This window comes from Streptomyces sp. NPDC001401 (assembly GCF_042895385.1).
Taxonomy (GTDB): domain Bacteria; phylum Actinomycetota; class Actinomycetes; order Streptomycetales; family Streptomycetaceae; genus Streptomyces.
Genome location: NZ_JBIAWI010000027.1, coordinates 66,463 through 79,493 on the forward strand (window position 1 = coordinate 66,463; position 13,031 = coordinate 79,493).

Here is a 13,031-nt window from a genome sequence, read left to right on the forward strand (position 1 = left end):
GGTCTACGGGGGGACAGGGAGGCCGCAGGCGCGGCGGGCCCTGGACAGCTGGTCGGCCGGCTCCCCGAAGGCGGACCAGGGCATTCGGGAGGCGTACGGCCCCATCGCCGCGAAGACCGCGCGGGCCTCGAACTCCCGCTTGCCCATGACCAGGGCGTGCGCGAGGTAGGCCAGGTCGAGCACCGGGGTGAAGCGGTAACCCGGCATCGTGGGCAGCCAGTTCTGGTAGATCGCGAGGGCGGTGGAGCGCCACTGCGGCTGTTCCCAGACACGGTCGGCGAGCAGCTGGGTCGGGTTGTAGCTCTCGACCAGGGCGACGAGGGGCAGCAGCCGCAGTGGGGAGTCGGCGGGTGCGCGCTGGCCGAGGAAGGCCGCGACGTCCCAGGCGGCGTTCACGGAGCCGCCGTGGCGGGTGAAGAAGCAGGCCAGGAAGCGGTGGTGGGCCTCGCGGTGGAAGGGGTCGAGGGACAGGACGTGCGCGAACAGCCGCCACGGTCCGGGCGGCGCGGTGAGCAGTCCGCGCGGAGCGGGGTCGGTCAGCCGGTGCAGCCGGGCCATGGCCAGCCGGGCGACCCAGGGAGTGGGATCGGCCGGATTCACCGTCGCCGCCCGGTCGCAGGCGGTCAGCGCGATCCGCTCCAGGGCCTCGGCCCGCTCGTCGTGCGCGTCGGCCGCGCGCAGCGCCCGTAATACCGCCACCCGCGCCCACAGCAGCGCCGCCTCCGGGGTCGGCTCCTCGGCCAGCCAGCGCTCGGCCAGGTCCGAGTCGGCGGCTTCCGAGGCGAGGACCAGGGAGCGATGGGCGCGCAGACCGAAGTCGCCGCGCGTTTCGGCGAGGGCTTCGTGGGCGCTCCGGTATCGGCCGGCGCGTACGTCGACGCATACGCTCGCGAGCAGGCGGTCGTCGGCCGCCGGATGCCACACATACTGCCCTTCGAATAACCCAGCGGCCATCTGCTCCTGTCTCCCCGTACGACGCCTCGCAGTTGTACACCTGGCACCTTACTCAGCGATGAGGGCAACCGGAACGCGGTTTTCGAGATGGCGGTCCGAGATTCGGTCGGGGGATTAACACTGGCTCGCGGCCAGCCAACGACTGGTTCAATGCGACACTATTTTCCGGCCCACCCATTCGCCCCGATTTCACCCACCACTAGAATGTTCCCGTCGAATATGCCCAACTCTCCAGTCAGCCAAGGAACGGCCATTCACGCCCTCGCCTCCCGGCTCCGCCGCCTGCCCCCGTCCTGCGGCCCGGTCCGCCTGATCGGCGTCGACGGACACGCCGGCTCCGGAAAGTCCACGTTCGCCGGGCAGTTGGCCCGGGCACTGAACGGGGCGCCGGTGCTGCACCTCGACGACATCGCCAGCCACGACGAGCTGTTCGAGTGGACCGGGCGGCTGCTGGCCCAGGTGATCGAACCGCTGAGCCGCGGCGAGAGTGCCCACTACGCCCCCTACGACTGGCGCGCCCGCCGCTTCGAGCCGCCCCGCGCGCTGCCGCCCGCCCCGGTGATCCTGGTCGAGGGCGTCGGCGCCGGCCGCCGCGCATTGCGCCCGCACCTCGCCGCCCTGCTGTGGATGGAGCTGCCGCACGAGGAGTCCTGGACCCGAGGACAGCAGCGGGACGGGGAGGAGCAGCGGGAGTTCTGGGCCGGGTGGGTCGGGGCGGAGCGACGACACTTCGCCGAAGATCCCTCGCGACCCTTCTCCGACCTTCTGGTACGGCAGTCGGAGAAGGGGTACGAGGTGCTCCCGGGGCCCAGGAAGACTCTTGGACCGGACCAGACGCTCACGCACGGTGACGGGCCATCGGCAGTGTGCTGAACTTGTGAAGACGCCCGCCGGAGAACTTCCTGGAGTGCCCCAACTCCGCTTGACCGGGGGGTCGTACAGGACTTACGTTCTCAATGTGCGGCCGTTCGAAGCCGCCCACTGTCGCGAAGCCCCCGGTTGTTCCCCCGTGATCGGGGGCTTCGTTCTGCCCGCACCCCGTTTTCCGGACGCTCCGCGGTGCATTTCGCTCACCCACGGTCACCGTCCGAAGTGCGCCCCATCTGCTCCCACCTCGCCAAACGGCCCGTGCGGCACCCTTCGGCGGGCGACACCACCGCAGGTACGATGCCCTCGGTGCGACCTGATGGACGGCTGCGCGCACCGCAACTCCGGTCCGCGGTACGGCGGTTCGATCAAGGCGGCCGGCGGACATCGGTCCGGCGGTCAACCGACGGGGGCACGGTTTGTGGGGGACGTGATGGATTTCGGCACGCAGGGCCCCGAGGCCCCGGCCGACCTCGCCTGGCTGCGAGGTGTGGATGCCTACACCATGGGCGCCTATCCGCAGGCGGAGGAGGAGTTCCGGGCTGCGGTCCGCATGGATCCCGGGATGGCCGACGGCTGGCTCGGACTGCACGCGCTGCGCGTCGACACGACGACCGCGCTGTTACGGATGTTCCGGCACCGGGACCGATTCGGCGACCAGCGCGCCCGGCACCGCCGCTCCCTCAACTCCTGGTACTGGCTCGGCTGGTGGGTGCAGCCCGTGCTGGAGAGCCCGCGCGATCTGCTGCTCGCACACGCCTCCCACTGGCTGGACGGCCGCCATGTCCCGGAGCTGGACCGGGCCCTCGCCGGCCTGCCGCCCGTGGACACCGACCCGCAGGTCCGCTTTCTGCACGCCTGCCGTGCCTACCTCGTCAAGGACTGGGACCAGCTCGTCCGCCACACCGACCCGCTGATCGACGACGCCCTGCTCGGCATCGAGGCCGGCCTGTTCGGCGGCATGGCGCGGGTCCGCCTGGAGATGTACGGCCAGGCCGAACCGCTCCTGTCGTCCGCCCTGATGCGCTGCCGCAGCGAACAGCCGCAGCGCAAGGAGCTGCGCTACTGGCTTGCGCGGGCCCACGAGGGCACGGGCCGCTCGGCCGCCGCCCTCCCCCTGTACCGGGCCGTGCACCGCGTCGACCCCGCCTTCATGGACACCTCGGCCCGACTCGCGGCGATCGCCGAGAGCGACGGGTACGACGAGGCCACCGACCTCGCGGCGATCACGCTCTCCGGCGGCCAGGACGCCCTGGAGGGCCCCGACACCCTGGACCCGCTCTTCGGCGCCGAGGGCCGGGACCTGAGGCTCTCCGAGTCCGACCTGCCGCCGGTCGGCCCGCTGCCGTCGGCGATCGACCCGGCGGTGCGCGAGAAGACCGTCGGCCCGTCGGGGTCCCCGCTGCCCGCCGGGCCCACCGATCCCGCACTGCTCGAGGAGGCGCTCGCCGAGCTCGAGCGCATGGTGGGCCTGGAGCCGGTGAAGCGACAGGTCAAAGCGCTGTCGGCCCAGTTGAACATGGCGCGGCTGCGCGCCGGCCAGGGCCTTCCGGTGCAGCCGCCCAAACGGCACTTCGTCTTCTCCGGCCCCTCCGGCACCGGCAAGACCACGGTCGCCCGCATCCTCGGCCGCGTCTTCTACGCCCTCGGCCTGCTCGGCGGCGACCACCTCGTGGAGGCGCAACGGGCCGACCTGGTCGGCGAGTACCTCGGCCAGACCGCGGTGAAGGCCAACGAACTGATCGACTCCGCGATCGGCGGTGTGCTCTTCGTCGACGAGGCGTACTCGCTCTCCAACTCCGGCTACGGCAAGGGCGACGCATACGGCGACGAGGCCCTGCAGGTGCTGCTGAAGCGGGCCGAGGACAACCGCGACCACCTGGTGGTCATCCTGGCCGGCTACCCGGAGGGCATGGACCGCCTGCTGGCCGCCAACCCCGGCCTGTCGTCCCGCTTCACCACCCGCGTCGACTTCCCCTCGTACCGGCCTCTCGAACTCACCTCGATCGGTGAGGTGTTGGCTGCCGAGAACGGCGACGTGTGGGACGAGGAGGCCCTCGACGAGCTGCGGTCCATTGCCGGGCATGTGGTGGATCAGGGGTGGATCGACGAGCTCGGGAACGGGCGGTTTCTGCGGACGCTGTATGAGAAGAGCTGCGCGTATCGGGATCTGCGGCTGTCGACGTATCCCGGGGTGTTGTCGCGGGACGACTTGTCGACACTGCGGCTGCCTGACCTGATGCAGGCGTATGGGGAAGTGTTGTCCGGGCGGGGGCCGCAGGATCCGTCGGGGTTGTGAGCTGCGCCCACGAGCTCGGTCGAATTTGATGTCTTGCGGATGCGGGTGCGTTGCGGCTTGTCGGCAGTTCCCCGCGCCCCTAGGGGGTGCGGGGAACCCGGCATCAGCCTGCCAAGGCCTGTTCCGGCTCGCCGCTTGCCCGCGGCTCCGTCACCCGTACCTCCGGTACCTCCCGGTGCGCCGGGTCCGTGACCTCGCCGACCAGGAGTTCCAGTACGTCCTCCAGGGCGACCAGGCCGAGCACCTTGCCGGACGCGTCGGCCACCTGAGCCAGGTGGGTGGCGGCGCGGCGCATCACCGTCAGGGCGTCGTCCAGGGGGAGTTCTGAGCGCAGCGTCGTCATCGGGCGCCACAGCTGCTGCGGCACCGCCCGGTCCGAGTCCTCCAGGTCGAGTACGTCCTTCACGTGCAGGTAGCCCATGAAGGCGCCGTTCTCCGCGGCTATGGGGAAGCGGGAGTATCCGGTGCGGGCGGTGAGCTCGACGATCCGGCCCGGGGTGACCGACGGAGGGACCGTCACCAGGGACTCGCGTCCCAGGAGCACGTCCGTCACCGGGCGGGAACCCAGTTCCAGGGCGTCCTCGAGGCGTTCCTGCTCCTCGGGGTCGAGCAGGCCGGCCTGGCCGGAGTCCTCCACCAGCCGGTTGAGCTGCTCGCTGGTGAAGACGGCCTCGACCTCGTCCTTCGGCTCGACGCGGAAGAGCCGCAGGATCGCCTGGGCGACGGCGCCGAGCGCGATGGTGATCGGCTTGCAGACACGGGCGAAGGCGACCAGGCCCGGGGCGAGCCACAGCGCGGCCTTCTCCGGGGCCGCCATCGCCAGGTTCTTCGGGACCATCTCGCCGATGACGAGGTGGAAGAAGACGACCGCCGCCAGCGCGATCACATAACCCAGCGGGTGGATCATGCCGTCGGGCAGGTGGATCCACTCGAAGACCGGTTCCAGCAGGTGCGCGACGGTCGGTTCGGCGACCGCGCCCAGGGTCAGCGAGCAGACGGTGATGCCGAACTGGGCCGCGGCCATCATCTGCGGCAGCCGCTCCAGGCCGTAGAGGACCTGGCGGGCCCGGGCCGTGCCCAGCGGTTCGATCTGGCTGCGGCGTACGGACACGAGTGCGAACTCGGCGCCGACGAAGAAGCCGTTGGCGAGCACGAGCAGGCCGGCGAACAGAAGTTGGAGCACGCTCATCGGGCGACCTCCACGACCAGGCCGGTCCGCACCAGCCGGACCCGCTCGGCGCGGTAGTGGCCGACGCGGCGCACGGTCAGCCGCCAGCCGGGCAGTTCGGCCTTGTCGCCGACGGCCGGGATGCGGCCGAGCCGGTCGGCGACCAGTCCGGCGACGGTCTCGTACGGGCCCTCGGGCACGTCGAGTCCTATGCGCTGCAGGATGTCGACACGGCAGCTGCCGTCGGCGTCCCAGGCGGGCCTGCCGTCCTCCGGCGGGGCGGCGGCGAGTTCGGGCACGTCCTGCCCGTCGTGCTCGTCGCGGACCTCGCCGACGATCTCCTCGACGATGTCCTCCAGGGTGACCACGCCCGCCGTGCCGCCGTATTCGTCGACGACGACGGCGATGGGCTGCTCGCTGCGCAGCTGGGCCAGGAGCGGCTGCACGGGCAGCGTCTCGGGGACCAGCAGCGCCGGGCGGGCGATGCGGCCGACGGGGGTGCGCAGGCGCTCGTGCACCGGGACCGCCAGGGCGTCCTTGAGGTGGACCATGCCGACGACCTCGTCGATCCGCTCCTTGTAGACGGGGAAGCGGGACAGGCCGGTGGCGCGGGTCAGGTTGACCACGTCCTCGGCGGTCGCCGACGACTGCAGTGCGCTCACCTTCACGCGCGGGGTCATGACGTGCTGCGCGGTCAGCTCCGCGAGCGACAGGGTCCGTACGAACAGGTCGGCCGTGTCCTGCTCCAGGGCGCCGGCCTGCGCGGAGTGCCGGGCCAGGGACACCAGTTCGCCGGGGGTGCGGGCGGAGACCAGCCCCTCGGCGGGCTCGACGCCCAGGGCACGGACGAGACGGTTGGCGACCGCGTTGAGCGCGGCGATGACCGGGCGGAACAGGCGGGAGAAGGCGTGCTGCGGGCCGGCGACGAAGCGGGCGACCTGCATCGGCTTGGACACCGCCCAGTTCTTGGGCACCAGTTCGCCGATCACCATCTGCACGGCGGATGCCAGCAGCATGCCGACGACCACCGCGACACCGGAGACGGCGCCTTCGGGGATGCCGATCGCGGTGAACGGGCCGTGCAGCAGCTGAGCGAGTGCGGGCTCGGCGAGCATGCCGACGACGAGGGAGGTGATGGTGATGCCGAGCTGGGTGCCGGAGAGCTGGAAGGACAGCTCTCTGAGCGACTCGGCGACCCTGAGGGCCCGTTTGTCGCCCTCGGCGGCGGCCTTCTCGGCGTCCGTCGACTCGACCGTGACCAGGCCGAACTCGGCGGCCACAAAGAAGCCGTTGGCCAGAATCAGCAGGAGAGCCGCTCCGAGGAGCAGCAAGGGGGTGGTCATGATGCCGCCGCCTCGGTATGTCGTGAGGGGGCGGCGCAGGTACTACAGGACGATCCGTCCATCGCTGGAGGGAGTCACTCCTCGGGTAGCAGGGGCCTCTGAAGACCGGCGGGAACATCAGCGGCGGAGGCGCAACGAAAACGCCTCCGCCAACAGATTAATCAAGACATGGGCTTTTACGGCAGATCCCTTGTCGAGCGGGCCTCGGCGAGCGCGCGCAGGGTGCGTGCGTCCGCGATGGCGCGCTCCTTGGCGATGCCGGGCTGGATGCCGAGCGCGGGCAGGCTGGTGCCGTCGCTGAGGTTGAGGAACACCCAGGGGTCGCCCGGGCGCAGGTTCACATGGAGGATCTCGGCCCAGTCCAGGTGCCGCCTGCTGGCGATGTTCACCACTGTGACGCCGGTCTCGTCCGCGACGACCTTCACCCGGGCGAGCATCGCCAGCACACCGAAGAGGAGCGCTCCGGTGAGGACGAAACTGAGCTTCTCGCCGGGGCCGAGCTGCTCCAGGAGCAGCGCGACGGTCGTGATCACCACGAAGATCACCGCACCGGAGGTGAGCAGCACGGCCCGGGTGCGGCCCGGCCGGAAAGTGACGGGAAGAACGGGCAGGTCGGACATCTCTCGGGCGCCCCTCAGAGACGGCAGGCGTGGATGGCCGTGGTCAGGATGGCCCGGGCACCGATCTCGTACAGGTCGTCCATGATCCGTTGGGCTTCCTTGGCGGGAACCATGGCACGGACGGCGACCCAGCCCTCGTTGTGCAGCGGCGAGATCGTCGGCGACTCCAGGCCCGGGGTGAGGGCGACGGCCTTCTCCAGCTGCTCGACGCGGCAGTCGTAGTCCATCATCACGTACGTCCGGGCCACCAGGACGCCCTGCAGGCGGCGCAGGAACTGCTGGACCTTCGACTCAGCGGCCTCCTCGCCGTCCGCGCCGGTACGGCGGATGACGACGGCCTCGGACTTCATGATCGGCTCGCCGATGACCTCCAGGCCCGCGTTGCGCAAGCTGGTGCCGGTCTCGACGACGTCCGCGATGACCTCGGCGACGCCGAGCTCGATGGCGGTCTCGACCGCGCCGTCGAGGTGCACGACGGAGGCGTCGACGCCCTTGTCGGCGAGGTGCTTGGCGACGATGCCCTCGTAGGAGGTGGCGACCGTCATGCCGTTCAGGTCCTCGACGCCGTTCGCCGTGCCCGGCTTGGTGGCGAAGCGGAAGGTGGAGCGGGCGAAGCCGAGCGGAAGGATCTCCTCGGCGTTGGCGCCGGAGTCGATCAGCAGGTCGCGGCCGGTGATGCCGATGTCGAGGCGGCCGGAGGAGACGTAGATCGCGATGTCGCGCGGGCGGAGGTAGAAGAACTCGACCTCGTTCGACGGGTCGACGATCCGCAGCTCCTTGGACTCGCGGCGCTGCTGGTAGCCGGCCTCATGCAGCATCTCCGCCGCAGGGCCTGACAGGGAACCCTTGTTGGGGACGGCGATGCGCAGCATGAGGTCGGCTTCCTTTGTTCGTTTCGTACGGGGATGTGTGCGGGTTACGGCTCAGAGGTGGGCGTAGACGTCGTCCAGGGAGATGCCGCGGGCGACCATCATCACCTGGACGTGGTACAGCAGCTGCGAGATCTCCTCGGCGGCCGCTTCCTTGCCCTCGTACTCGGCGGCCATCCAGACCTCGGCGGCCTCTTCGACGACCTTCTTGCCGATGGCATGGACGCCCTTGCCGACCAGTTCTGCGGTGCGGGAAGTGGCGGGGTCGCCGTGGGCTGCCTTGTGCTGGAGCTCGGTGAAGAGCTCCTCGAACGTCTTATTGGACATGGTGACGCTCAGCCTATGCCAAACCCCGCATACGTCAGCGCCACGGTTCAGATACTGAGCGGAGGGTCGCCGCGGTCGCCACCGCCGCGGTCACCGCCTCGTGCCCCTTGTCCTCGTTGGAGCCCTCAATGCCGGCCCGGTCCAGGGCCTGCTCCTCGGTGTCGCAGGTCAGCACGCCGAAGCCGACGGGGACGCCGGTCTCGACCGAGACCTGGGTGAGGCCCTGGGTGACGCCCTGGCACACGTACTCGAAGTGCGGGGTGCCGCCGCGGATGACGACACCGAGGGCGACGATCGCGTCGTAGCCGCGGCCCGCCAGGACCTTGGCGACGACCGGGAGCTCCCAGCTGCCGGGGACCCGCAGCAGGGTCGGCTCGTCGATGCCGAGGTCGTGCAGGGCGCGCAGGGCGCCGTCCACCAGGCCGTCCATCACCTTTTCGTGCCACTGCGCCGCGATGACGGCGACCCGCAGGTCTCCGACGTTGCGTACGGACAGTTCCGGTGCGCCCTTGCCGCTCACGTTCTCTTGTCTCCTAGGGGTGCAAATACGCAATTACTGGTTGCTGCAGGTGGACACGGGGGCCGCGTCCAGCCAGGGCAGGTCGTGGCCCATCCGGTCCCGCTTGGTGCGCAGGTAGCGGAGGTTGTGCTCGCCCGCCTGTACGGGCATCGGCTCGCGGCCGGTGACCTTGAGCCCGTGGCGGACCAGCGCGTCGGTCTTGTCGGGGTTGTTGGTCATCAGGCGCACGCTGCGGACACCGAGGTCCTCCAGGATCTGGGCGCCTGCGCCGTAGTCCCGGGCGTCGGCGGGCAGGCCGAGCTCCAGGTTGGCGTCGAGGGTGTCGCGGCCGCGCTCCTGGAGTTCGTAGGCGCGCAGCTTGGACAGCAGGCCGATGCCGCGTCCCTCGTGGCCGCGCAGATAGACCACCACTCCCCTGCCCTCGGACTGGATGCGCTCCAGGGAGGCGTCCAGCTGGGGGCCGCAGTCGCAGCGCAGGGAGGCGAAGATGTCGCCGGTCAGGCATTCGGAGTGGACGCGGACCAGGACGTCCTCGCCGTCGCCGATCTCGCCGTGGACGAGGGCGACGTGCTCGACGCCGTCGACGGTCGAGCGGTAGCCGTAGGCCTTGAACTCGCCGTGCGCGGTGGGCAGATGGGTCTCCGCCTCGCGGCGGACGGTCGGCTCGCTGGTCCGGCGGTAGGCGATCAGGTCCTCGATGGAGATGATCGTCAGGCCGTGCTTGCGGGCGAAGGGGATCAGTTCGGGGAGGCGGAGCATACGGCCGTCCTCTCCCGCGATCTCGACGATCGCGCCGGCCGGGCGCAGGCCCGCGAGGCGGGCGAGGTCCACGGCGGCCTCGGTGTGGCCGTTGCGCACGAGCACACCACCGGACCTGGCGCGCAGCGGGAAGATGTGGCCGGGGCGGACGAAGTCGTCAGCCTGAGCAGTGCCGTTCGCGAGGAGTTGGAGGGTGGTGGCGCGGTCGGAGGCGGAGATGCCGGTGGTTACGCCGTGCGCGGCGGAGGCGTCGACGGAGACCGTGAACGCGGTCTTCATCGACTCGGTGTTGTCCTCGACCATCTGCGGGAGCCTCAGCCGCTCCAGCTCGTCGGCCTCCATGGGCGCGCAGATCAGGCCGCGGCACTCGCTCATCATGAAGGCGACGATCTCGGGGGTGGCCTTCTCGGCGGCGATGACGAGGTCGCCCTCGTTCTCGCGGTCCTCGTCGTCGACGACCACGACCGGGCGGCCGGCCGCGATGTCGGCGATGGCCTGCTCGACCGGGTCCAGCGACCAGTCCTCGATGCCGTCGGTGCTGTAGAGAATCGGTGCCGCAGTCATGCCGGCGCTCCTTCCAGGACGGGCTGCGACGCCCTGCGGGAGCGCAGCCACCAGTCGCGCATGCCCCACAGGACGAGTGCGCCGTAGATGACGTAGACGAAGCCGGAGAAGGCGTAGCCGTTGGCGAAGTTGAGGGGGACGCCGACCAGGTCGACGAGGAGCCAGGCGATCCAGAACTCGGTCATGCCGCGTGCCTGGGCGTACATGGCGACGATGGTGCCGACGAAGATGTAGGCGTCCGGCCAGGGGTCCCAGGACAGGGACGGGTAGGCCTTGAAGAGCAGGGCGACCGCGACCGTGCCGACCGCTGCGGCGGCGATCATCGCGCCGCGCTCGCGCCAGGTGGCGAACCGGGGAGCGATGTGACCGTCCTCCGCCTGGCCCTTGTTTCGGTTCCACTGCCACCAGCCGTACAGCGCCACGACCATGACGACGACCTGCTTGCCGGCGCTGCCCGCGAGGTGGCCGTAGAAGGCGATGAACAGGACCAGGCCGGAGAGGAACTGCACCGGCCAGGTCAGCAGGGAGCGGCGCCAGCCGAGGGCGAGGGTGATCAGGCCGAGTATGTTGCCGATCATGTCCGACCAGATGATGCGCTGGTCGAGGAGGGTGAAGGCCTCCGAGTTCAGCCAGTTCACCGGTCCGCCCCCCGACCGGCCCCGAGCAGCCGCTCGACATACTTGGCGACGACGTCGACCTCGAGGTTGACCGGGTCGCCGGGCTGCTTGAGGCCCAGCGTGGTCAGGTCGAGGGTGGTGGGGATGAGGCTGACGGTGAAGTAGTCCGGGCCTGCGTCGACCACGGTGAGGCTGATGCCGTCGACCGTGATGGAGCCCTTCTCGACGACATAGCGGGTCAGGTCCGCGGGCAGGGAGATCTTCACGATCTCCCAGTGCTCGGAGGGCTTGCGCTCCAGGACCCGGCCCGTGCCGTCGACATGGCCCTGGACGATGTGGCCGCCGAGGCGGGCGCCCACGGCCATGGGGCGTTCGAGGTTGACGCGGGAGCCGACGGCGAGGGCGCCGAGGCTGGAGCGGTCGAGGGTCTCCGCCATGACGTCGGCGGTGAACTCGTCGCCTTCGTGGTCGACGACGGTGAGACAGACCCCGTTCACGGCGATGGAGTCGCCGTGCTTTGCGCCGTCCGTGACGACGGGGCCGCGCAGCCGGAAGCGGGAGGCGTCGCCGAGGTTTTCGACGGCCGTGATCTCGCCCAGCTCTTCGACGATTCCGGTGAACACTTCCCGGGTCCTCCTGCCTCTTCGGGCACGGACTCCGGGGCCTGTCGATGACGACAGAATGTACGAGCGAGAACACCGGGGGCGACGCCGGACGCATTCGTCCCGCAGGACGAGCGGATACGGCGGCGCGCACGAATGCCCGCCCGCCGCGCACTGCCTCCCATCCGGACTTTAACCGTCGGTCCAGGAATTTCACCTGGTCAACCGGCCGCTGGAAGCGGTCGGGTCGCGGACTGTAACCGCCGGTTCGGACTTTCACCGACCCCGGAGTGCGCTGCTTCTGGTACAGGGCCAGTGTGCCACGCCCGATCGAGGTCCAGACGGGTGAACGGTGTGGGGTGGCTCACAGGGAGAGTCGATGGACTTCTCAACCCGGCCCACCTGTTGGACCCTTTGGTCTAGTCCTTTTAGGATCTTCCTGGACCGGCCCGGCGGTGGTGACGACGGCCCTTGCCCGCCGCCGGGCCTCTCAACTCCCCTGCCCGCATGCTCTGGCAGGGTGGTGTTCATGAGCAGCGCCATCGCCGACGAGTTCGAGACGCACCGCCCGCGGCTGTTCGGCCTCGCCTACCGCATGCTGGGCTCGGCCGACGAGGCGGAGGACGCGGTGCAGGACGCCTATCTGCGGTTCAGCGGGGCCGACCGCGCGGACATCGAGTACCCGGCGGCCTGGCTGGCCAAGGTCGTCACCAACCTCTGTCTCACCCGTCTGACCTCGGCCCGCGCCCGGCGCGAGCACTACGTGGGGACCTGGCTGCCGGAGCCCGTGGTCACCTCGGACGGCACGCTCGGCCCGCTGGAGTCGGCCGAGCAGCGCGATGCCGTGTCGATGGCCATGCTGGTCCTGCTGGAGCGGCTCAGCCCGACCGAGCGCGCGGTGTACGTGCTCAGGGAGGCGTTCGGGTACGGGCACCGCGAGATCGCCGCCGTACTGGACCTGAGCGAGGCCAACTGCCGTCAGCTGTACCGGCGGGCGGTGCAGCGGGTGGGCGAGGACAGGTCCCGTTTCGAGCCGGCGCCCGAGCGGCAGGAGGAGCTCGTCGCATCGTTCCTCATGGCGGCCCGGGACGGTGATCTGGCCGGGCTGGAGAAGCTGCTGACCGCGGATGTGGTCTGGTCCAGCGACGGCGGCGGCCAGGTCAGCGCGGCCCGGCGCCCGGTCGAGGGGCTGGACAAGGTGGCGCGGCTCGCGGTGGGCGGTGCCGAGCGGTTCGCGGCCGGCCTGCACTTCACCACGGCCGAGGTCAACGGCGAGACCGGGCTGGCCGCGTGGGCGGGTGACGCGCTCGTCGGCATGGTCGCGTTCGAGGTGCGCGACGGTCTGATCTCGCATGTGCGGGTGGTGGTGAACCCGGACAAGCTGGGGTTCGTACGCCGTCAGCTCACGCGGTCGTAGTGCCATGTCACATTCCACTCGCGCTTGGTCGTAGTGGCATGTCACATTCCACACGGCTGCGCGGTCTCAGCTGACGTGGGGCGCTCCACCCGGGAGCGCCCGGCG

General features: G+C 70.4%; 13 protein-coding genes and 1 riboswitch. Of the genes, 3 read left to right on the forward strand and 10 right to left on the reverse strand.

The window, feature by feature from the left end; genetic code table 11:
* Positions 1–3: 3 nt before the first annotated feature.
* On the reverse strand, positions 4–954 hold the full coding sequence (locus ACFY10_RS50275) for a hypothetical protein (RefSeq protein WP_390672132.1): 951 nt from the start codon (positions 952–954) through the stop codon (positions 4–6).
* Positions 955–1,173: 219 nt separating this feature from the next.
* On the opposite strand from ACFY10_RS50275, the gene ACFY10_RS50280 reads away from it, so the two are divergent.
* Positions 1,174–1,827, forward strand: a complete 654-nt coding sequence (locus ACFY10_RS50280) for a uridine kinase (RefSeq protein WP_390672133.1) — start codon at positions 1,174–1,176, stop codon at positions 1,825–1,827.
* Positions 1,828–2,254: 427 nt separating this feature from the next.
* A complete protein-coding gene (locus ACFY10_RS50285; protein WP_390672134.1) occupies positions 2,255–4,120 on the forward strand; it encodes an AAA family ATPase in 1,866 nt (621 codons plus the stop codon).
* A 103-nt stretch (positions 4,121–4,223) separates the two neighbouring features.
* On the opposite strand, the gene ACFY10_RS50290 is transcribed toward ACFY10_RS50285, so the two are convergent.
* The 9 genes from ACFY10_RS50290 to ACFY10_RS50330 form a co-directional block, all read right to left on the reverse strand.
* Complete coding sequence (locus ACFY10_RS50290; protein WP_390672135.1) at positions 4,224–5,309, reverse strand: hemolysin family protein; 1,086 nt, start codon at positions 5,307–5,309, stop codon at positions 4,224–4,226.
* Complete coding sequence (locus ACFY10_RS50295) at positions 5,306–6,631, reverse strand: hemolysin family protein (protein WP_390672136.1); 1,326 nt, start codon at positions 6,629–6,631, stop codon at positions 5,306–5,308. Before ACFY10_RS50295 ends, ACFY10_RS50290 begins: the two co-directional genes overlap by 4 nt.
* A gap of 176 nt (positions 6,632–6,807) precedes the next feature.
* Positions 6,808–7,251, reverse strand: a complete 444-nt coding sequence (locus tag ACFY10_RS50300; protein ID WP_390672137.1) for a PH domain-containing protein — start codon at positions 7,249–7,251, stop codon at positions 6,808–6,810.
* Positions 7,252–7,265: 14 nt separating this feature from the next.
* Complete coding sequence (hisG, locus tag ACFY10_RS50305) at positions 7,266–8,123, reverse strand: ATP phosphoribosyltransferase (protein WP_390672138.1); 858 nt, start codon at positions 8,121–8,123, stop codon at positions 7,266–7,268.
* 51 nt (positions 8,124–8,174) lie between these two features.
* Positions 8,175–8,447, reverse strand: a complete 273-nt coding sequence (locus ACFY10_RS50310) for a phosphoribosyl-ATP diphosphatase (RefSeq protein ID WP_030946750.1) — start codon at positions 8,445–8,447, stop codon at positions 8,175–8,177.
* Positions 8,448–8,481: 34 nt separating this feature from the next.
* A complete protein-coding gene (gene ribH, locus ACFY10_RS50315; protein ID WP_003988915.1) occupies positions 8,482–8,967 on the reverse strand; it encodes a 6,7-dimethyl-8-ribityllumazine synthase in 486 nt (161 codons plus the stop codon).
* Positions 8,968–9,000: 33 nt separating this feature from the next.
* Positions 9,001–10,290 carry a bifunctional 3,4-dihydroxy-2-butanone-4-phosphate synthase/GTP cyclohydrolase II gene (locus ACFY10_RS50320; protein WP_390672139.1) on the reverse strand — a complete coding sequence of 430 codons (1,290 nt, stop codon included), beginning with the start codon at positions 10,288–10,290 and terminating at the stop codon, positions 9,001–9,003.
* The gene (pnuC, locus tag ACFY10_RS50325; RefSeq protein WP_390672140.1) at positions 10,287–10,928 is read right to left on the reverse strand and encodes a nicotinamide riboside transporter PnuC; all 642 of its coding nucleotides are present in this window, start codon (positions 10,926–10,928) and stop codon (positions 10,287–10,289) included. Before pnuC ends, ACFY10_RS50320 begins: the two co-directional genes overlap by 4 nt.
* The gene (locus ACFY10_RS50330) at positions 10,925–11,530 is read right to left on the reverse strand and encodes a riboflavin synthase (protein ID WP_390672141.1); all 606 of its coding nucleotides are present in this window, start codon (positions 11,528–11,530) and stop codon (positions 10,925–10,927) included. Before ACFY10_RS50330 ends, pnuC begins: the two co-directional genes overlap by 4 nt.
* Positions 11,531–11,676: 146 nt before the next feature.
* A riboswitch (FMN riboswitch) is annotated at positions 11,677–11,807 on the reverse strand.
* Positions 11,808–12,038: 231 nt separating this feature from the next.
* Between ACFY10_RS50330 and ACFY10_RS50335 the strand changes: the two genes are divergently transcribed.
* Positions 12,039–12,926, forward strand: a complete 888-nt coding sequence (locus ACFY10_RS50335; RefSeq protein WP_390672142.1) for an RNA polymerase sigma-70 factor — start codon at positions 12,039–12,041, stop codon at positions 12,924–12,926.
* Positions 12,927–13,031: the final 105 nt, after the last annotated feature.